The sequence below is a fragment of the Providencia rettgeri genome (assembly GCF_001874625.1).
Taxonomy (GTDB): domain Bacteria; phylum Pseudomonadota; class Gammaproteobacteria; order Enterobacterales; family Enterobacteriaceae; genus Providencia; species Providencia huashanensis.
Genome location: NZ_CP017671.1, coordinates 1,354,417 through 1,375,319, shown reverse-complemented (window position 1 = coordinate 1,375,319; position 20,903 = coordinate 1,354,417). Strand labels below are relative to the sequence as shown.

The 20,903-nt window shown below is 43.9% G+C and carries 17 protein-coding genes; 10 read left to right on the top strand and 7 right to left on the bottom strand.

The window, feature by feature from the left end; all coding sequences use genetic code 11:
- Nucleotides 1-8: 8 nt before the first annotated feature.
- From udk to apbC, 4 genes are all read right to left on the bottom strand, one after another.
- A complete protein-coding gene (udk, locus tag RB151_RS06165; RefSeq protein WP_042846559.1) occupies nt 9-653 on the bottom strand; it encodes a uridine kinase in 645 nt (214 codons plus the stop codon).
- A gap of 179 nt (nt 654-832) precedes the next feature.
- Entirely contained in the window at nt 833-1,789 is a 957-nt protein-coding gene (gene htpX, locus RB151_RS06160; protein WP_042846560.1) for a zinc metalloprotease HtpX, read from the bottom strand.
- Between the two features lie 101 nt (nt 1,790-1,890).
- On the bottom strand, nt 1,891-2,451 hold the full coding sequence (locus tag RB151_RS06155) for a LemA family protein (protein ID WP_042846562.1): 561 nt from the start codon (nt 2,449-2,451) through the stop codon (nt 1,891-1,893).
- A 283-nt stretch (nt 2,452-2,734) separates the two neighbouring features.
- Nucleotides 2,735-3,847: an iron-sulfur cluster carrier protein ApbC gene (gene apbC / locus RB151_RS06150; RefSeq protein ID WP_042846563.1), complete on the bottom strand. Its 1,113-nt coding sequence runs from the start codon at nt 3,845-3,847 to the stop codon at nt 2,735-2,737.
- Between the two features lie 338 nt (nt 3,848-4,185).
- Between apbC and metG the strand changes: the two genes are divergently transcribed.
- From metG to cdd, 4 genes are all read left to right on the top strand, one after another.
- Nucleotides 4,186-6,213 carry a methionine--tRNA ligase gene (gene metG, locus RB151_RS06145; protein ID WP_042846564.1) on the top strand — a complete coding sequence of 676 codons (2,028 nt, stop codon included), beginning with the start codon at nt 4,186-4,188 and terminating at the stop codon, nt 6,211-6,213.
- Nucleotides 6,214-6,357: 144 nt separating this feature from the next.
- On the top strand, nt 6,358-6,825 hold the full coding sequence (locus RB151_RS06140; protein WP_042846565.1) for a CidA/LrgA family protein: 468 nt from the start codon (nt 6,358-6,360) through the stop codon (nt 6,823-6,825).
- The gene (locus tag RB151_RS06135; protein WP_042846566.1) at nt 6,825-7,520 is read left to right on the top strand and encodes a CidB/LrgB family autolysis modulator; all 696 of its coding nucleotides are present in this window, start codon (nt 6,825-6,827) and stop codon (nt 7,518-7,520) included. The genes RB151_RS06140 and RB151_RS06135 overlap by 1 nt, the downstream gene beginning before the upstream one ends.
- A gap of 204 nt (nt 7,521-7,724) precedes the next feature.
- Nucleotides 7,725-8,612: a cytidine deaminase gene (gene cdd / locus RB151_RS06130; RefSeq protein ID WP_071547869.1), complete on the top strand. Its 888-nt coding sequence runs from the start codon at nt 7,725-7,727 to the stop codon at nt 8,610-8,612.
- 110 nt (nt 8,613-8,722) lie between these two features.
- Here the strand turns inward: cdd and RB151_RS06125 are convergent, their stop codons facing one another.
- The 3 genes from RB151_RS06125 to RB151_RS06115 are packed head-to-tail and all read right to left on the bottom strand — an operon-like array spanning nt 8,723 to nt 11,193.
- Complete coding sequence (locus tag RB151_RS06125; protein WP_071547868.1) at nt 8,723-9,814, bottom strand: serine protease; 1,092 nt, start codon at nt 9,812-9,814, stop codon at nt 8,723-8,725.
- Nucleotides 9,815-9,817: 3 nt separating this feature from the next.
- Nucleotides 9,818-10,510, bottom strand: coding sequence for a hypothetical protein (locus tag RB151_RS06120; protein WP_071547867.1), 693 nt, complete (start codon nt 10,508-10,510; stop codon nt 9,818-9,820).
- A gap of 59 nt (nt 10,511-10,569) precedes the next feature.
- Nucleotides 10,570-11,193, bottom strand: a complete 624-nt coding sequence (locus RB151_RS06115; protein ID WP_042846570.1) for a hypothetical protein — start codon at nt 11,191-11,193, stop codon at nt 10,570-10,572.
- A 428-nt stretch (nt 11,194-11,621) separates the two neighbouring features.
- On the opposite strand from RB151_RS06115, the gene RB151_RS06110 reads away from it, so the two are divergent.
- From RB151_RS06110 to RB151_RS06085, 6 genes are all read left to right on the top strand, one after another.
- A complete protein-coding gene (locus RB151_RS06110) occupies nt 11,622-13,319 on the top strand; it encodes an NAD-dependent malic enzyme (RefSeq protein ID WP_071547866.1) in 1,698 nt (565 codons plus the stop codon).
- A gap of 152 nt (nt 13,320-13,471) precedes the next feature.
- Complete coding sequence (gmtY, locus tag RB151_RS06105) at nt 13,472-14,944, top strand: gamma-mobile-trio recombinase GmtY (RefSeq protein WP_071547865.1); 1,473 nt, start codon at nt 13,472-13,474, stop codon at nt 14,942-14,944.
- A complete protein-coding gene (gene gmtZ / locus RB151_RS06100; RefSeq protein WP_071547864.1) occupies nt 14,941-17,562 on the top strand; it encodes a gamma-mobile-trio integrase GmtZ in 2,622 nt (873 codons plus the stop codon). Before gmtY ends, gmtZ begins: the two co-directional genes overlap by 4 nt.
- Complete coding sequence (gene gmtX, locus RB151_RS06095) at nt 17,559-18,227, top strand: gamma-mobile-trio protein GmtX (protein ID WP_071547863.1); 669 nt, start codon at nt 17,559-17,561, stop codon at nt 18,225-18,227. Before gmtZ ends, gmtX begins: the two co-directional genes overlap by 4 nt.
- Nucleotides 18,220-18,660 carry a VPA1267 family protein gene (locus RB151_RS06090; RefSeq protein WP_071547862.1) on the top strand — a complete coding sequence of 147 codons (441 nt, stop codon included), beginning with the start codon at nt 18,220-18,222 and terminating at the stop codon, nt 18,658-18,660. Before gmtX ends, RB151_RS06090 begins: the two co-directional genes overlap by 8 nt.
- A complete protein-coding gene (locus RB151_RS06085; protein ID WP_071547861.1) occupies nt 18,653-20,827 on the top strand; it encodes an AAA family ATPase in 2,175 nt (724 codons plus the stop codon). Before RB151_RS06090 ends, RB151_RS06085 begins: the two co-directional genes overlap by 8 nt.
- Nucleotides 20,828-20,903 lie beyond the last annotated feature (76 nt).

The window sequence follows — 20,903 nt, the reverse complement described above, 5'->3', positions numbered from 1 at the left end:
CTAATTTGTTAATCTTGACAGAATTCACCAATTTTTGCTTTCAAGACATCTATCGCAACCCGGTTTTTACCACCGCGAGGTACAATAATATCAGCATATTGCTTAGACGGTTCAATAAACTGCAAAAACATTGGGCGCACAGTTTTATTATATTGTTCGATGACAGAATCAAGTGTTCTGCCCCTTTCATTTACATCACGTTTAATGCGGCGCATCAAGCAAATATCGAGTGGAGTATCAACAAAAATAGAAAAGTCCATCTCACCACGTAAGCGTTTATCAGTTAACAATAAAATGCCTTCAATGATAATGACTTTTTTAGGTTTAAACGTAATGGTTTTTTGTTTGCGAGTATGAGCGACATAGTCGTATTGAGGAATTTCTACTGCTTGACCACTTTTCAGTGATTTAAGATGCTCATAAAGCAAGCTGTGATCCATTGAATTAGGATGGTCATAGTTTACTTTAAGCCGTTCTTCCATTGGAATATCTGCTTGGTCTTTATAATAACAGTCCTCTGGAATAACACCTATATTATGATCACCGACCTTTTCCCTAAGTTCTCGATATAGAGTGCTTGCAATTAAGCTTTTGCCAGATGCAGAGGCTCCCGATATACCTACAATGGTACAGTGATGCGCTATGTCAGTCATAAAATGATAACCTGGTTAAATATTTTAGAAATGAAAATACATAACATAGAAATGTTATGTTGGCGGAATTATAGGGGGTAATGACGTGTTGTTCCAGCATCCCTCGGCAAAGTTTGCTAAAAAAACGCCAATATTTGAAGAAAAGCCGCTAATCAATACTCGCTGTATTTATTTTACTATTAAAATTGCTTTTTACCTTCCAAGACAGCAATGCGGTTTTCAATAGATGGGTGTGTAGAAAAAACTGAATCTCCCTTATTAAAAATATAAGCCGCTTTTCGATAAGCCTGACCAGTACTTCGCTCATCGTACTCATGGGTTTCATGCTTCCCAGATATTTTTTTCAACGCACTGATCATGGCTTGGTTATCAGATGTCAGATCGACTGCGGCTGCATCTGCCATATATTCACGTGTGCGAGATAAGTAAAAATAAAGAATTTGTGTTATCCACGGTAAAACGAAATTAAGGACTAGTAAAATAACTTGAGCCTTATTAGCGGCATTATTTCTGCTTCGCCCAGCCGTGCGAATAAAGATTTGGCTAAATAAATTGGTCACCGTCAAAATAACATTTGCTAAAATACCCACATACAAGGTTAATTTTGAGTCCCCATGGATAATATGCCCCACTTCATGAGCTAAAACGGCCTGAACCTCCTGTCGATTAAGGCTTTGAAGCAAACCTCGGGTCACTCCCACAAGGGCATTACGTTTGTTCCACCCCGCAGCAAAAGCATTCGGCTCGTCAGTATCTAAAATATATAAACGTGGAATATAACCTAAACTAGCGCTCAAACTAAGCTCTTCGATAATATTGAACAGTTGTTTTTCTTCAGAACTTTTTGCATTTTCCTGAGTGATTTCCCTAGCGTTCATTCCCGCTAGCATCATTTTATGCCCTCTAAAATGAATATAAATCAACCCAAGAAATGTCAAACCTAGAACAATAAATGTCGCTATAGGCCACTCTTGAAACGTCACAAACTCCATCGCATTATCAAACAAATCTAGCTGTTCATTTGGGTGCGTTGCAATATCCGCCAGTAAACCAATGACTAACATTAGCAAAATGTAACTCATCACAACTAAACGAGTACGAATATTATTTTTGCGTATGACGTTTCTAAAATCCATAAAATGACCTGTTCTCTACAATAATACAAAACATTGGAATGCTGTCTAGAAGGAACCTCAGCACCCCAATGATTTTTCAATATTATGAATTAAAACGATATTTAATCGAAGTTAATACGACGTGATTCTTCAGATTTAATCGTTTCTTCATCAAGACGCCAGTATTCCTTAGATATTTTTAAGCTCGGAATAATACCAACAATCAGTGCAGCTGGCATTGAGGCTATATAAGCGTTATACGTTTCTAATGAACGGTTATAACCACGTTTGGCAAAAGAAAGTTTATTCTCAGAAGAAACGATTTCCTCTTGCAAATTGGCCATAATCGCATCTGACTTTAACTCTGGATAAGCTTCAACCGCAACATTGATAGCGCCACTAGTCACCATTTTAGACAGCGCATCTTCCGCTTCTCGTGCTTTATCCCCTGTTGCATTTTGTGCTTGGGTTCGTAGTTCAGTAATTTTACTGAAAACTTCGGTTTCATGGCTTAAATATTTTTTAACCGTTGCAAGCAAACTATCAAATACTTTTCCACGGCGATCTAATTGAACTGAAATTTCAGTTTCACTAGAAATAACCGCTTCACGCAATGCCACAATGCGGTTATAAAAGTAAAAAATAATAATCGCTATAACAACAATAAAAATTAAAAATTTCATAATCACCTTTTAGGGCTTACCCGCAGGAAGACAACTGATTAAACAAGATATGCTGCTATTCTACGCGAACATTAAGCAATAAAGAAACGCTAAGCATATAAATCAGAAAAATAGAAAGTTTAGGTAAACATTTTTCCGTTATAAGAGATATAAAAAACAAAAAGAAAAATACAACTCAGAACATTTGCTAATAAAAAAGGGGAAAAGCCGCGCTTACCCCCTATTTCACTTATTAAGCTAGTTTACTTTTAGCGCTCAATAATGGTTTCTATTTTGCGATAACTTAAACCGCACGGAAAGAAATTTCCGTTGGGATTTTATCCCCTTCCCAATACATAAGTGCAGAAATACCTGACGCAATTTCACGGTAAATATCCGCAAACTCACCTTCAGGGTCACGCATAACTGTCGGTTGCCCACGGTCTAAGTCTTCACGTAAAGAGATATGCAGTGGAACCTGCCCTAATAACTTAGTATGGTATTTTTCTGCTAATTTCTCTGCGCCACCAGTACCAAAAATTGGTTCAACATGGCCACAATTACTACAAATATGAGCACTCATATTTTCGACCACTCCCAGTACAGGGACATTCACTTTCTTAAACATCACGATACCTTTCATGGCATCAACTAATGCGATATCTTGTGGGGTAGTAACAACCACTGCACCGGTTACTGGGATATTTTGTGACAGTGTGAGTTGAATATCACCCGTTCCTGGTGGCATATCGATAACTAAATAGTCTAAATCTGGCCATAGTGTATCTTGGAGCATTTGCATTAATGCTTTGCTTGCCATTGGGCCACGCCAAACCATCGCATTATCGTCAGTAACTAAATAACCGATTGAATTCGTTGCTAGACCATAAGCCATTATCGGTGCCATGTGCTGACCATCAGGAGATGTAGGGCGCTCTAGTGTGGTCCCTAACATATTCGGAATTGATGGGCCATAGATATCCGCATCAAGAATACCGACTTTAGCCCCTTCTTGCGCCAAAGCTAATGCTAAGTTTACCGAGGTACTTGATTTACCAACACCACCTTTACCTGAACTCACCGCTAAGATATTACGAACACCATTAATACCGGGCAAATCATTTGCTCGTTTTAACGTCGTAATATCATGACGAAGTTTCCATTCAACTGCGTGTGCGCCGGTTTGTTGTTTTAATTCTGCTGTTTTTTCGCTAATTAATGCTTGAAACGGCCCTTTCCAAACGAAAGGCATCACTAACTCGACATGCAGCACATTGTCCAACATTGCGCAGTGGTGTAATGCTTTAATAGCAATCAAATTACGTTGCAGCGTTGGGTGTGTAAATGAAGCCAAAACCTTGGAGACTTGTTCAGTCAACAGTTCTGGTTTGTTTTGCTCGGGGGATTTATCGTTCATCCCGGCTCCTTTATTTATATTTTTGAACTATGTATATCCTAAATAGCGTCTCTAGGTTTATCAAACTCAGTAAACTACCGAAGATCCGCTGAATATACTTTGACTAAGATTAATCATAACAGAGAACACAAAAAATAGTGAAGCTAAGCTCAGGAAAAGCCACGAAGAGTTAATCTCCCCCCCCTAAAGTGAACTGAATGACAAAGTTTTATGGTGTCTCAGATAACAATTTCTTTTTTAAACAAATTTCCAATTAATATTTTATACCCCTAGCAGCGATGGTTTTGATCGGTTAACATCAAAGACCCTTTTCAAATAATGGAAGTAAGAAAGTTACTATGTCTCAAGTCGCGAATAAATCACTGGTAACCTGTGCGTTACCCTATGCTAACGGTTCAATCCATCTTGGTCATATCCTGGAACATATTCAGGCTGATATTTGGGTCCGTTATCAGCGAATGCGCGGCAAAGAGGTTCACTTTATCTGTGCCGATGACGCGCACGGTACGCCAATCATGCTTAAAGCGCAGCAACTCGGTATTACTCCCGAAGAAATGATTGCAGCAGTGAGCCAAGAGCATCAGGACGATTTTGCTGGTTTTGCCATTAGCTATGATAATTACCACTCAACACATAGTGCAGAAAATAAAACATTATCAGAACTGATTTATGGGAAGCTGAAAAATAACGGTTTTATTAAAAACCGAACCATTTCACAGCTTTTCGACCCAGAAAAAGGCATGTTTTTACCTGATCGCTTCGTTAAAGGCACTTGCCCAAAATGTAAAGCTGAAGACCAATACGGTGACAACTGCGAAGTGTGTAGCGCAACCTATAGCCCAACGGAATTAATTAATCCACGTTCGGTGATTTCTGGTGCTACACCTGTAATGCGTGATTCCGAACACTTTTTCTTTGATCTTCCTGCATTTAGCGACATGCTTCAAGCGTGGACTCGCTCAGGCGCATTACAAGAACAAGTCGCAAACAAAATGCAAGAATGGTTCGAATCAGGCCTACAACAATGGGATATCACTCGTGATGCGCCTTATTTCGGTTTTGAAATTCCTGATGCGCCGGGGAAATATTTCTATGTCTGGCTTGACGCTCCTATCGGCTATATGGGCTCATTTAAAAACCTCTGTGATAAACGCGGTGATCTCGATTTCGATGAATTTTGGAATAAGGACTCAAAAACTGATCTTTACCATTTTATTGGTAAAGACATCGTCTATTTCCATAGCCTATTTTGGCCAGCCATGCTAGAAGGCAGTAATTTCCGTAAACCGACAAATTTATTTGTTCATGGCTATGTCACGGTAAACGGTGCAAAAATGTCTAAATCGCGCGGTACTTTTATTACTGCACGTTCATATTTAGATCATTTAGATGCTGATTGCTTACGCTATTACTATGCAGCGAAGCTATCTTCACGTATTGATGATATCGATTTGAATTTAGAAGACTTCGTACAACGAGTGAACAGTGATATCGTCAATAAAGTGGTTAACCTAGCCTCCCGTAATGCAGGTTTTATCGCTAAACGCTTTGATGGCAAATTATCAGCAAACTTAGCTGAACCTGAGCTATACCAACAGTTTGTCGATGCTGCAAAAATCATTGGTGAGGACTATAACAACCGCGAATACAATAAAGCTATCCGTGAAATTATGGCTCTGGCCGATATCGCTAACCGTTACGTAGATGAGAAAGCCCCTTGGGTGGTCGCGAAACAAGAAGGTAAAGACCAAGAGCTGCAAGATATTTGCTCTATGGGTATTAACTTGTTCCGAATTCTCATGACTTACCTGAAACCCGTTTTACCAGGCCTGACTAAACGTGCGGAAGCATTCTTAAATACGGAACTTGCATGGGATGCGATTAACACCCCATTATTGAACCACAGCGTCGCACCGTTCAAAGCGCTATTTAACCGTATTGAAATGGCAAAAGTAGATGCGATGGTTGAAGCCTCAAAAGAGAGCATCAAACCTATCCAGCAAGTTACTGGGCCTTTGGCTGACGATCCTGTCCAAGACACTATCACTTTTGATGATTTCGCTAAAATAGACCTACGTATCGCGTTAATCAAACACGCTGATTTTGTTGAAGGCTCTGATAAACTTTTGAAATTACAACTAGATATTGGTGGTGAAACTCGCCAAGTATTCTCTGGTATTCGCTCTGCTTATCCAGATCCAAAAGTATTGGAAGGCCGTTTAACCGTGATGGTTGCAAACCTTGCGCCACGTAAAATGCGCTTTGGTATTTCAGAGGGTATGGTAATGGCAGCAGGCCCTGGTGGAAAAGATATTTATCTGCTCAGCCCTGATAACGGAGCACAGCCAGGTATGCAAGTTAAATAACGAGCATATGCAGTAATCCAGTTATTTGTTATAAGTGGGGAGCTAAAAACTCCCCACTTTTTTATTGCCTTTTTATTGTGATCGGTAGCACAATTATAAAGTTAATTGTATGATGAATAGATATTACATAACAGGACCAGTCTCATGTCATTTAAGCAGGTACTGATAACGGGGTGGCAATATTTGCGCGCTTTTGCAATACTTTACCTCTGCCTGATTATCGGAAACCTTATTTCCGCACTACTTCCCTTTTCCATTCCCGGCAGCATTGTCGGTATGTTAATCTTATTTGTATTGCTTGCATTACAAATAATTCCAGCTCACTGGGCCCAACCCGGTTGCAGTATTTTATTGAAAAATATGACCATTCTGTTTGTTCCTATTGGTGTTGGCATAATGAATTACTATGAATTAATCAGTCAACAAATGGTTCCTATCATCGTTTCTTGTGTGGTCAGTACCTTAATCGTCATGGTCGTTGTTGCTATCAGTTCAAACTATATCCATAAAGAACGCCCTGTCGTTGGCGCTAAACCAGATGAAGTTCCGTTACCCCCTGAAGAACCTATTTCTTCGGTTATTAATAATGATAAAACTAAGGGGGAGGACTAATGCTAGCGCATATTTGGTGGTCATTGCCGCTGACTATTGTAGTGTTTTATTTAGCACGCCAGCTGTCAGTAAAATTTAAATTACCAATTTTAAACCCACTATTGGTCACAATAGCGGTGCTTATTACGCTATTAGTTTTAACTAACACATCCTATGAGCACTATTTTGCAGGTAGCAAAATACTCAATGATTTACTGCAACCTGCAGTCGTCGCGCTTGCTTTTCCACTTTATGAGCAAATGCACCAGATCCGCGCTCAGTGGAAATCCTTATTAAGCATTTGTTTTGCTGGTAGCTTAGTGGCTATGTTCAGTGGTGCAGCCATTGCACTCTGGTTAGGTGCAACCCCTGATATCGCAGGTTCTATTTTACCTAAGTCGGTCACTACCCCTATTGCGATGGCTGTTGCTGATTCGGTTGGTGGGGTCCCTGCCATTAGTGCTGCTTGTGTGTTGTTTGTTGGGATTTTAGGCGCCATGTTCGGCCATAGCTTATTTGATGTGCTGCGTATTCGAACCCACGCGTCTAGAGGCCTTGCAATGGGAACTGCTTCTCACGCCTTAGGCACCGCACGTTGCGCTGAAGTGAATTATATTGAAGGGGCTTATAGCTCACTAGCACTAATGACCTGTGGTGTGATCACTTCACTTATTGCTCCGTTTATATTTCCTGTCATTTTACATCTTTTTAGCTAAGCTTAACTCACTAAGAAAATAACTAATCATATGAGTAAGAGGAATTAATCAGCCTCTTACTCACTAGCTCACATTAAAACATGAGATACTTCTCTCAATTCAAGAATTTGTTTCATATGTTTCATTTAAAATAGTGACTTTAGTCACATATTGTTCTACGTATTATTGAATAGAATGAAAACAATTAAATAGGGAGGGTAACTCATGCATTCAAGATTTAAGGCCGCTTGGGCCGAGCTTCCAGAAAAGTTACAGTCTGTACTTAGACCTATCATCGATAAGTCCGATTTTTCGGGGATGTTAACCGCAGAACAAGTTAAAAATATTAAAACACAAAGTGGTATTAACGATTCGGAATTAGCTTTTGCATTGTTACCTTTTGCCGCAGCCTATGCCGTCACACCTATCTCCCATTTTCAAGTTGGTGCAATCGCTTGCGGTGCAAGTGGTAATTTGTACTTTGGTGCCAATATGGAATTTAGCCACGTATCAATGGGGCAAGTCATTCATGCAGAACAATGTGCTGTAACCCATTCATGGATGAAAGGTGAAACACAAATTACCTCAATTACCGTGAATTACACACCATGTGGGCACTGCCGCCAATTTATGAATGAATTACGCGAAGGTGGCAAAATTATGGTGAATTTACCAGGCCGCACACCTGCGGTACTACACCACTATTTACCAGACTCATTTGGGCCCTCTGACCTCAATATTACTACACTACTGCTAGACACTGTTGACCATGGTTATAAAAACCAAAGCCGTGACCGGTTATTAAGTGCAGCAATTGAGGCTGCAAACCAATCCCATGCACCTTATAGCCAATCCCATTCAGGAATTGCGTTACAATTAAAAGATGGCTCACTGTTTACCGGACGCTACGCAGAAAATGCCGCATTCAACCCAAGTTTACCGCCACTGCAAGCCGCTTTAATTATGATTAACCTAGCAGGTAAAGATATTCATGCCATCGACCAAGCTAAATTTGTTGAAAAACAAGATGCGATTATCAAACATTGGTGTGTTACCGAAAATACATTACAGGCACTAGGTTGCCAAAATATTGAATTAGCTTATTTGGATTAATGTTCTCTCATGTTCCATGTATGGTTATTGTCAACAAGCTAATTATTGGCAATAACCATTTTTTATGTTTCATATGTTTTTAATAAATTGATAAAACTTTAATTCAGTAACTAACTAAAAAATGAATTTGATGAATAGCTAGAAAATCGAGAGGGAATATTTGATGCTGTTCTGTCTGAGAAATAGTTATTAAAAGAACTATCGAATGAATTCATTGATGACATATTGTCTCTTAAATTATCAATCATACGATCATAATGATTAATATTAGGTTGGTAATTAATTGATGGTGAGTTAAATAAGCCTGTTTCTGGTAATATATAGTCAGGTCTTTCTAAATAATATTCAGACAATAGATTTTTATGTGTAAATTCCGTTTGACCACGCCAATCTGTTTGTACAGAAAGTCGATTATTATCGCCAGATGGGAAATTCCAAAATGAAAACCTATTAGTTCCTCTATCGATTAATGGATTACCTGTTTCGTACACTAGCGCATTAATATTATCTATATTAGTTTTAATTGTAGGTGTTACAATGGAACCATATGTCTTTTTAAGACTAATGGTTACTCCATCCACAGCATTGTCTATGTCTACAACCCTTCTAAGCCAACGGTGTATTTGAGGTTGCTTACTAGCAGGGGCATCATATAAACTTTCAAACATAATATTTAAAGTTCTTAAACTTAATTCAGTTTCTTTTTCTGTATTACCTACCGCATCCAATGCCTTTTGCCAATACACCTCCCTTATTTCTCCGTTTGATAGTACATCAAAAACAGGTTGTAAGGTCCAGGATTCCGCAGGTAAGCCATATTTACTAAAAACACGTTCATGAAATTTCATTGCTTCTTCATGGGTTATATCACCTTTTATTTCTATGCCTTCCTCAGTGAATCTGTCTCGTAAAATTTTGACATAACCATAAGCCATATCGAATCGTATATTGTTAACTTTATCCTCATTAAATTTTTTACCATTTTCTATTGTTACTTCTTCTAAATAATTTAACGCAAAAGCACCTGAAAAAGAGTCCCCTTTTACCACACTATTAGCTAACGGAGCATATCGATCCCCTTTGCTTTCTAAATATTCATACATCAATTCTGGTTTTTTAGTTAAAATTAATATTTTTAAAGCCTTAGACGTATCAGTCCAATTTAATTTCATATTCCCTTTTCTACTAGTTACATTATTCATTTATCATTTCCTATTTATCATTTTCTGGTTTAAAAATATAACAATATCATTCTTTATTTCTTCCCACATAATTAAATCATCAAAAATCATATTTAACCTAACTTTAACACCAATGTTTTCAATTAAAAAAATAGCATCACAGTCACTATACTCCTGTCTAAATGGAATCCAAATACATTCAAATAAAGTATTTACATCATTATTTTTCAAATCCCAATAGTATCTGTTTTTATAATATTCCGGATCAATATTTTTTTTCATCCTCTTTAATTCAACATCGCTAAAGTAAAGATTTATTTTTTCATCATACAATACCTCGCCTTTTATTTTCTCCTCTCCTCTATCAAGATATAAGTATCTTTTATACTCTAGATAGCCATTAACATCTCCATCTAGTGGTTCAATAGATACTCTAATTATTTTTATATTTTCATTTGAATCAATTGGTTTCATTTCTGGCCATGACATCCTCATTGGCAGAATTCTAAAATTAGCCTCACACCCTTTTTTGTTTTCAACAAACCTTGGATCAAAATAGCTATACCCTTCATATTCAGCAAATGGAAAAACATACTCACTAGGAACTTCGATAATATTCTTATTAAACTGTCCACAAACAAAACCGGGGCGGTTCTCCCCATAAGAAATATGAGAGAATAATAATAACGGTAGAATCAAACCAAAATATAATTTCATAATAATTGAAACCTTAACATTTATATAACATTTAATTTTTAAACTTATTTAAATGAAAACTATGATTTAGCAAAAGATAATGTTTTACTCATACGTTCATACCATTTATTAATAATGATTTTCTGTTTTTTAGTGGCCTTCTTTTCCTTTTCTAACATCACTTTCATTAAGCTGTATATTACCGATAATTCCTGGCCACGGTCTCCGGAAGCTGCCATAATTTTTTGCCAATAAAATTCTTTTTCTTTTTCATCTAATACAGAAAATACCACACCTAAAACCCAAGCTTCTTCCGGTATTTTATTACGTAACATAACCAGATAGTGTATTTCATCTGCTTCTTTATAGGTCATATCATGAGAGACTTTTTCACCTGTACTCTGTTTCCTCGCTTTTCGCTTCAATACTTGAAGCATTTCTAATGCATGGTCATAATTTATTTTGTCTATCAATGTTTTATTAATTGTTTTGTTTTTTTCTTTCATCACCAAATAAAAATAATCTGTTATAACTCGACCAAAAATTGATGAACCATATTTGTTTTCATAGAAATAGTTGTCAATATTCCTTAGTGTTTCTATTGGGTTATAGTCTGCTCTTGAGTGATTCATTCCTCCTAGAAATGCCATAATAAGTAATATATAAATACGCTTATTTCTTAACACCCCATTAATTAAATTCATAAAACTCCTTAGTGAAAAATGAAATATAAAATAAAATTCAACTTATATAAATTTAAAACTTGCAGCAATATATGATGTTTGAAAATATAATTTCGCTTACAGTAAACTAATTTTTTCACTCACTAACTCATTAAAAACAGTGAAAAAAACATTAAGAGAATTTATCCATCAGGAAGTTAAACCATTGTTTAAAAAACCGTTGAGATAAAAAGAATTCATTCATACTTGCCTAACCGTGATCTACCCACCGTAATGAGTACACCATTGACAGCTTTCATTCCCTTTCGCGCTTAAACTCCTTATCATATGCACAATATTTTTCAGTAAATTTTTTAACGCTTTTTTATCATTATTTACTGTACATATTTGCTGTTTAGCTTAGGATCTACCCTGACTTTGTTGATTAATCGTCCGAAGAGTGATATTTCATGGAACATGAATACGAAACAAAACGCCCTCTCTATATACCCTACGCTGGCCCAATTTTGCTTGAGTTTCCTTTACTGAATAAAGGAAGTGCGTTCACCGAAGAAGAACGCGCAAGTTTTAACTTACATGGATTACTGCCTGAACAAGTTGAAACCATCGAAGAACAAGTTGAGCGTGCTTACCGCCAATTAATTGATTTTAAATCAGATATTGATAAGCATATCTATTTAAGAAATATTCAAGACACCAACGAAACCTTATTTTATCGCCTTATTGATGCCCACCTTACAGAGGTCATGCCAATCATCTATACCCCTACGGTGGGTGAAGCCTGTGAGCATTTCTCTGATATTTATCGTCGTGCACGCGGTTTATTTATTTCTTATCCGAACCGTGAATACATCGACGACATGCTACAAAATGCCACCAAACAAAACGTAAAAGTCATCGTTGTAACCGATGGTGAACGTATCTTAGGTCTTGGTGACCAAGGTATCGGTGGAATGGGCATCCCAATTGGTAAACTCTCTTTATATACTGCGTGTGGGGGGATCAGCCCAGCTTATACCCTGCCAATCGTTATTGATGTGGGGACCAATAATCCACAACGCCTGAATGACCCCCTGTATATGGGATGGCGTCATCCACGGATCACTGGCGATGAATACAACGAATTCCTCGAAGAATTTGTACAAGCGGTAAAACGCCGCTGGCCAAATGTATTGCTGCAATTTGAAGATTTTGCACAGAAGAATGCAATGCCGTTGTTAAACCGCTACCGTGATGAGCTCTGCTGTTTTAATGATGATATTCAAGGTACTGCATCCGTCGCACTTGGTAGCTTAATTGCAGCTAGCCATGCTGCTGGTAGTAAGTTAAGCGACCAACGCGTCACTTTCTTAGGCGCCGGTTCAGCCGGGTGTGGTATTGCTGAGCAAATCATTGCCCAAATGAAATCTGAGGGTCTGAGTGACGAAGAAGCGCGTTCGCGCATTTATATGGTTGACCGCTTTGGTCTGTTAACCGATAAACTGCCTAATTTACTCGACTTCCAAGCCAAATTAACCCAAAACAGTGGAAGTTTAACTGATTGGGATGTTAACAGTGACTCAATTTCACTGTTAGATGTGGTGCGTAATGCCAAACCAACCATATTAATTGGTGTATCTGGCCAAGCTGGGTTATTCACAGAAGAAATCATTAAAGAGATGCATAAGCACTGTGAACGCCCTATCGTCATGCCATTATCGAACCCAACTTCGCGGGTTGAAGCTCGCCCTGAAGACATTATCAATTGGACTGATGGCAAGGCCTTAGTCGCAACAGGAAGTCCATTTAGCCCAGTGTCTTACAAAGACCAAGTGTTCCCAATTGCACAATGTAACAACTCCTATATCTTCCCGGGTATTGGTCTTGGTGTGATTGCCTCTGGTGCTAAACGTGTCACTGATGGTATGTTAATGGCTGCCAGCCGTGCGTTAGCAAGCTGTTCTCCTCTGGCAAAAGAAGGGAAAGGGGCGTTATTACCTTTGCTTTCTGATATCCAACACGTTTCTCGTATCATTGCTAAACAAGTTGCAAAAGAAGCACAGATTCAAGGTGTTGCAACCGTAACTTCGGATGAAGCACTTGATGAAGCAATTGAACGTAATTTCTGGAAACCGGAGTACCGCACTTATAAACGAACTTCATTTTAATTCGTAATAAGCGTATGAAAGGGGCTCTTAGTTCTCTATAGTACATAGAACTGTGTAAATTTGATAAAAACCCCCTTAATTGGGGGTTTCTTTTTCCTGAAGACTGCACTATATATATAGTAAATAATGTGTAATTTGTGTAGGATTCAAGGATGTTTGCAACGAAGGTTACAGCCAAGGTAGTTCAGGATAACAGTGGAGTAACCACAGAGATCCCGGTCATTCTGACCGACCAAGGGGTTTTGGGGTCGGTCACAGATTATGTGCTTAGCCTTCACCTAAATGGCATCTCATTTTCAACAATCACCAACCATATTCAGTCGATTAGACTCCTCATCGAGTTCATGGATGCCAACGAAGGCATGTTCGATGAACCCGAAGCGTTGTTCGCGGGCTTCGTCCGACGGCTCTACAGCGGGACCATCGGTGAAGATGGATTGGACCCCTCTGGCCTGTATTGGATACCGGCCAGTAATGGCACGATACATCGACACATCAGCAATCTGACGAATTTCACCAATTGGCTCTCGGACAAAGGTCTGGGCAAGCCTCTCAATACCTTGCGCACAGCCACTCGACATGAGGAACGCATTCAGTACGCCGCTTGGTTTAGGCGTAACCAGAATGATTTCCTCGGGCACATTAAAGACACCTCGGTTAGTACCACGGTAAAAAGAGCCCGCAGCATCAAGGGCAGAACACCTCTGGCAAAAACCAATGACGATGCCATCGCCTTCCCTACGGGAAAGTTTGAAGACTTCTATATGAAGGGCCTGGGAGGAGCCAAAGACCCGCGAGTTGCGCTGCGGGACAAGCTTATCGTGCTCCTGATGCACGCGACCGGATTGAGGGTGAGCGAAGCACTGTTACTCTGGGTCACCGATGTCTTTGAAGACCCCTCCGATCCAGATCGGGCAATCGTGAGGATCTACAACGAGATAGAAGGTAAGGCACCTGAAGGCTGGAAGTCCCGAAAAGGGATAAAAACCCGCAAGGCGTACCTTCAAGAAAAATACGCACGCATCCCGCGCCAGGAGATGCAAAAAACCCCACATCTCGGCTGGAAATCCAAAACCCTAGATGACAAGGATGGCTACCTGGAGGCGCATTTCTTCCCGCAAGAGTTTGCCCAAGTATTCATGTCGCTGTGGCGACAGTATTTGGTTTTCCGTGCATCGGTGGAGTGCCATCATCCCTATGCGTTTGTTAGCTTCGACTCTCGCTATCTGGGCAATCCCTATACCTACAATTCCTTCAACCAAAATTATGCGGCTGGGTTAAGACGAATTGGTCTCGAACCCGACAAGACCGTAGGGTTAGATCCACACGGCCATCGCCACAACTATGGCCGTCGATTGACGGATGCCGGAGTCGATCCGCTTATTCGCAAAAAGTGCCTGCATCACGCAAGCCTGGAGTCTCAGGTTCCTTACACCATGCCCTCCAGCGCGAAAGTCTCGGAAGCGCTGTCCCAGGCAACACAACAACTTCAGTTGGGATCGGATAAGGAAAAGCCCCCCGCATCTTTCGATTGGAAGACGCTTGCAGAACACGGTTTTGAAGACATTGATCCAAACGGCCACTTTACGGGCAAGAATCCACGATTGGGCAAAGGTAAATCATGACAAAAAGAAGGACGAGTAAAGGCTACACCACGGATCTGACGCTGGGGTGGGTGACTAAGGAACTGGGGCACAACTGGCTGCAATGGCAGCAGTACGCCGCCGAATGGCTTGCGGAGCAAAACGTAGGCATTGATCTGCGATTAAAATGCTTAAGACACTTCTTTAACTATCTGAACGCTAAAGCCCCGTACGCCGTTGACGTGGCCACGATGTTCAAGGGCCATCCGGGTGGTCACAAGGTGTCCACGGAAGAGTTTGAGGCCTTTCTGGTTAGCAGTGGATCGATTACTAAAAACTCTAAACACATTTCGTCCACGGTCGATTTATGCAATTACATCCTCAAGCACCATTTGAGCGCCGAGGACGATAACGGCGTTGGGCGGCCCCTATTCCCGAATCCGTTCGAGAAAATCACGAATAACACATCAAACACCGAAACCGTCCACAGCCCCTTGCCCTATCGCTACATCCAGCAACTGAGGCACATCCTCTGCCCCTATCCAACCGACGACCCCGGCAATAAAACGCCGTGGGTAGGCCACCATTTCCGGGACTGGCAATGGGCCATCGATCACCTTCAGTCTGGCAATGGGGCATGGGTGGAAGTGCCGCCCGAGGTCATCGACCCTGATGATCCGGATTGCGTTTTCCGGACTCGGATTGTGCCCAGGAAGGGAGAAAGAGTTGAGGTCCACGAAATCTGGTCGCCGGTCATGGCGATGTTCCTGTTTACCAAGCTGCACCTACCCCTGCGCTCTTTTCAGGTGAGGTTTCTGGACTCCGGCGAAGCCGATACCTGGCGCTATGAAGGTGGGCAATGGGTGGAAAACACCAAGCACCCCTTCAAGTATGGAACGCCCAAGCGACCTTATGAGAAAGGCGTCTTCCGCCGCATATATGACTCCATGACCGAGGGGTACTCGACCGGCCTCTACGTGTCCACCAACAAAACCGCCGATCAAAACAAGGATGAACTTCAGCGGGGATACACCATCCCTTGGCAGCACGAAGAGCTGCTGTATTGGCTGGAAAAGCTCCGCAGTTGGCAGGAAAAATACAACCCGATTAACCGACTGGTCAGTGGCACAGAGCTTAAGCGTAGCCATATTGGCGTCGCTAAATCCAAGCAACAATTGAAACAAATGGGCGAGTTTGCCTTTTTATTCAGGGAGCGTAATTCTGCTTTTCCAATTACCTACACCTCATTGGCTAGTTCGTGGTATCGCCTGTTGTCCAAACTGGAAGAGGATGTCTTCCAGTCGGGCCAAACGATGGCCAACGGGGATCGCCTTCGGTTTGTGAAAGACTACGGCGAGGACTTTGAAGGTACGGAAGCCGCTAAGGTGGCAACGGACTACCCGCTTCACAGCCTTCGGGTCTCCTTGATCACCTGCTACACCATGGACACCGACCTCCCCTTGCCGGTGATCGCGAAGCTTCTGGCCGGCCACACACGGCTTCTGATGACGATCTATTACAACAAGATCACGCCCTCCGTGATGGCCGACAAAATGAAGGAGGCACACGCAGTTCTGTCCGAACGAGGTGAAGGCTCGCTCCGAAACTTCCTGGTGGACGCGGAAATGAGACAGATCCCGCTCCGGGCTGCCTTTCACAACGACCAGCACAATTCCGTCGAGAGCGTGCTTGCCAACCGGAATCCCATCGGCTGGGAGGAACGAGCCACGGGCTTGTGCCTGGTTGGGGGCAACACCGTGCGCTCAGATGAGCTGTCCACCGTAGGCGGGTGCTGGAACGGTGGCCCGATAGTTAGGGGTTCAGAAAGCGCACATTCAAGAGTTTATGGCCCGGTCCCCCTCGGGCCGGAAAACTGTCCCCGCTGTCGCTGGCACATTACCGATGCCACCTATCTTCCGGCTCTCAATTCTGCGTTCAACCAGGTGAGCTACAAGGCGCACCAGGCGGCCGAGCTGTCTGTTCACCTAGAGGGTCAGCTAGAAGCACTAAAGGATGAGCTGTTCATCGCTGAGGAAACCGGTGCAGTGTTTCTCAAGCACAACGAACTTCAGGCGATAGAACGGCGCTACGAGAAGCAGAGGGTGGAGGCGGATGAGTACGCCAAGGATTGCATCGCAATTTTCAACCTGATCAATCGGGTGATCCAGATCGAGAATGGGCGTGAAGAGGACGACGACGGGCAAAAGCTGATCGCGGTCGGCTCTGATGAAGACCTCAAATATAGTATGAAGTTCGTCGAAACTGACTCGGAGTTACTGCACCTGGCACTGCTGTGCGAGGACGCTGAGTTCCACCCCGATCTGCATGATGATCTGCGCAAGACGCCCGCGATAGCCAAGCGTACCAACGCCTTGAGCCGCATGATGGCCCGTTCCGGGTACAAGCCCGTTTTCCTTGAAATGGACGAACAAACCCAGTTGATTGCGGGTAACGCGCTCATGCGCAAGATGGCCAAAATCGCCGCCCCCGAAGATCGGCTTGAGGGCTACCGGATCGCGTCCAATTACATTGAGGCGCAGGAATTCCTGAAAGACGATCGGCTGCTGAAATCCGGGTTTGACGCCGTGAAGAAGATAGCCCCAATCACCTTGCCTACTGAATCCGTGGCGCGGATTCCCGCCCTGGAGGTGGAAGAATGAACATCGATACCAATGCGGTTCTGGAGTCCCTCAAGGACGGTAAAACCGCTAAAACACAGTCGTCCCTGGATACGCTCAACCAGACCCTGAAGGACTACTACGAATCCGGTGCCCGGGACTTCTCCATTACCACCATAGGGCGTGTCTCAGAGGAAAATGACGGCGTTGGCTATCAGTCGATTCGTGCCACCGCGAACAAGCATTACCGGGACCTGATTGAAGCGTGGGCCGCTAAGGCGAAGACCACCACCAAGAAGCCACCGGTAGGGCCTGCCAAGAGACCAACTCAGGACCATCAGTTGCTTGAGCGGATTGATGATACAGCTGTGCGAGCCCTTTTTGGGCAAATCATCCGTGAGCGGGATCGCTACAGGAGCGAAGCCAACATGCTCAAGAACCAAACCCAGATCGTCATCGACAAGCGCCCTACGGTTTACAGTGAACCCCAGTCAGACGCCAGTGTGGAGCTGCTGCCCTCATTGAAGGGAGTCTGCTCTGACAACGAGATTAAAGCCCTGCAAACCGTCTGCACCGATGAGTGGCTCGAAAAGCTCGGGTTCCAGGCGAACGAATTGGGTCAGGTGAAGGATGAGTATGGTGTGGAAATCCTGCCTCGTGGCTTCCTGACCGGGCTCAAGAAGATCCTGGGGGAAATTGATGAGTAATGGTCAGGAAAGAGCACGTCAGAACCTGAGTGCCTTCCAGAGCTGGGTGGCCACCCAAACGGATGACGATTTTAAGCAGATCCTCCATCGGGGCCAGTTAAACCGTGGCGAAGTGGCCAAAGCCATAGGCATCGGAAAGAGCGCGTTGCGCCAGAATCCGGCCATCAAAACGGCATTGGAGAATCTGGAGCAGAACCTGCGTTATCGGGGTGTTCTGCCAGAACTGACCGAAACCGCCAAGGCCCAGCGATCAGAACCCAAACGCTATGATCCCAGCGTTAACAAAAGAGCCATGGAATCGAGAAGGCTCTCAGTGCTGGAGCAGGAAAACATTGAACTAAAGGCCCGGGTGGCAACCCTCGAAGCCAAGCTAAAACGTTACGGTGAACTGTCCGAAGTCCTCACAGAGTTCGGAGTAGCGCCCGATGCATGAAGAGTATTTCCGTGTCACCAGCTGCCAGCATAACGGCTATAAATACACGATCTTCACGGGCGTTCCCCTCAAGACTGACAGTTACAAGATCAACTCGGGCAAATACATCGTCAGCATCCGATGCGAAAACCAGTCCCTGCCTATCAAGCCGTCCGTTGGTCAGCAATGGCGAGTGCGTGGCGTAAGGACGCTGGAGACCGTTCAGGCAGGCGATTATAAGCTTCAGCAACATTTGTATGACGCCCCAGCTGAGATGGAGTGCACGCTGCCGGAAACGGGCGAGGCGCTGATCCGTTTCATTGCCAATGAAAAGGAGTTCACCGGTATCGGTGAGGCCAAAGCACGCGCCCTCTGGAACGTTTTTGGCAGTGACCTGCACCCCATGCTCCAATCCAATACCTCCGAGCACAGAGGCCGTCTCAGGGAGGTTCTTAGCGAGGTTTCAGTAACCGCGCTATACAACGGCTACGCCAAGTACAAAAACCTTGCGCATGCGAATTGGCTGGCTTCTCTGGGAGTGCCGCTGAGCATCCAGCAACGCATTCTAAAGTACCACGATAATCGAACCGTTGAGGTACTCAAGACCAATCCCTACGCATTGCTCGGATTCGGAATGCCTTTTCCCGATATCGATGCGATTGCTGAAAAAATGGGCATGGATAAATCGGCACCGGTGCGGCTCGCAGCTGCGTTAGAAAGCGCGATACGAAAAGAGGTAGAAAAGGGGCACACCTACGCCTCCCATCCGGCGCTCAGGCCCGAGGTGACCAAGCTTCTGGGCGATAAAGCTCTGGTCGCAGAGGCGTTCGCCAGCGGTTATCGCAACGGCCAGTTCATTCTCAGGCCAGAGACCGGCACCTACCACCCTACCGCCCAAATCATGATGGAGTCGGTCGTTGCGAAGCGGCTCAAGGCCCTGGCCGCCATCAAGAATGAAGATGAATCCGTCTTCAAGGCGCTCACCGAGGCCGTTCAGGAGTTGCCCTACGACCTGACCGAGCAGCAGGTCCAAGCGGTCGAGTTGAGCCTTACCAATGCGGTGTCCTGCATTACGGGTGGTGCCGGTACGGGTAAAACCACGGTCCTTCGTGCCGTGCTCAAAGCCTATGCCGCACTAGGCTATCAGGTTCATGCCGTCGCTCTGTCGGGGCGAGCTGCTATGCGACTGCACGAGAGCATCGGATTCTTCACCATGACAATTGCTCGCCTGTTGCGGGAAGAGCCGATCTCGCCGTCACTGGATCAGGCGCAGCATCTCCTGGTCATCGACGAAGCCAGTATGACCGACCTGCCGACCATGTATCGGATTGTTACGCACCTCGATCCTTCGGTACGCATCATCCTGACCGGCGATCCGAACCAGCTACCAGCCATCGGCTGCGGCAAAGTCCTCTCAGACATCGTTGAGTCCGGTGCAATCGCTACGGTTGAGTTGAACATCGTCAAACGCCAGGAAGACTCAACGGGCATCCCGGAATACTCGGCCACCATCAATCGGGGTGAGGTGCCTCCTGCGTTATCGGTTGGCGCAATCACGTTCCACGAGACGCCTCCGCAGAAGATGGTCGATAAGTGCAAATCCTTGTATGCGGAGTCACCCTATAACACTCAGATCATCGGAGCCACCAAGGCTCTAGTTGGCGAGGTGAACCGTGAGTGCCAAAAGCTGATCAATCCCGATGGGGAGTGCTTGCAGTTTAGACTGCATGGCGATGAATTCTTCCTCGATATCAGAGTGGGCGACCCGATCCTCTTCACCAGGAACAAGTACAACATCGGCATTCAGAATGGGTCTCTTGGCGTATTATCCTCAACAGAGCGCGACACCAAGGACGGCCAGGAAACATTTGGTGTCGTGACGCTGGATACCGGCGAAGCCATTTCAATTACGGATGAAGTCTTCGATTGCATGGAGCTTGGCTACGGAATCACGCTCCACAAGGCTCAAGGGAGCCAGTTCCCGAGAATCATCGTGGCAGTCCAGACGGGGCGTATCTCAGACCGTGCGTGGCTTTACACGGCGATTACCCGTGCCGAGGCAGAGATACATATTGTCGGGCAGGCTAGTGATTTTGCGTCCATCGTAAAATCGGTAAGCAATGCCACCAGGCGGGCGAGTTTCTTGAGGGAGCTGCTGCAAGAGAGGGATTCGGGGGTAAGCCATTAATGGCACGCCCCCTCATCGCCGGTCGCGGCCATCGGGACCTCTCCCTGTACCGCAACTTCATCTTAAACGATCATCG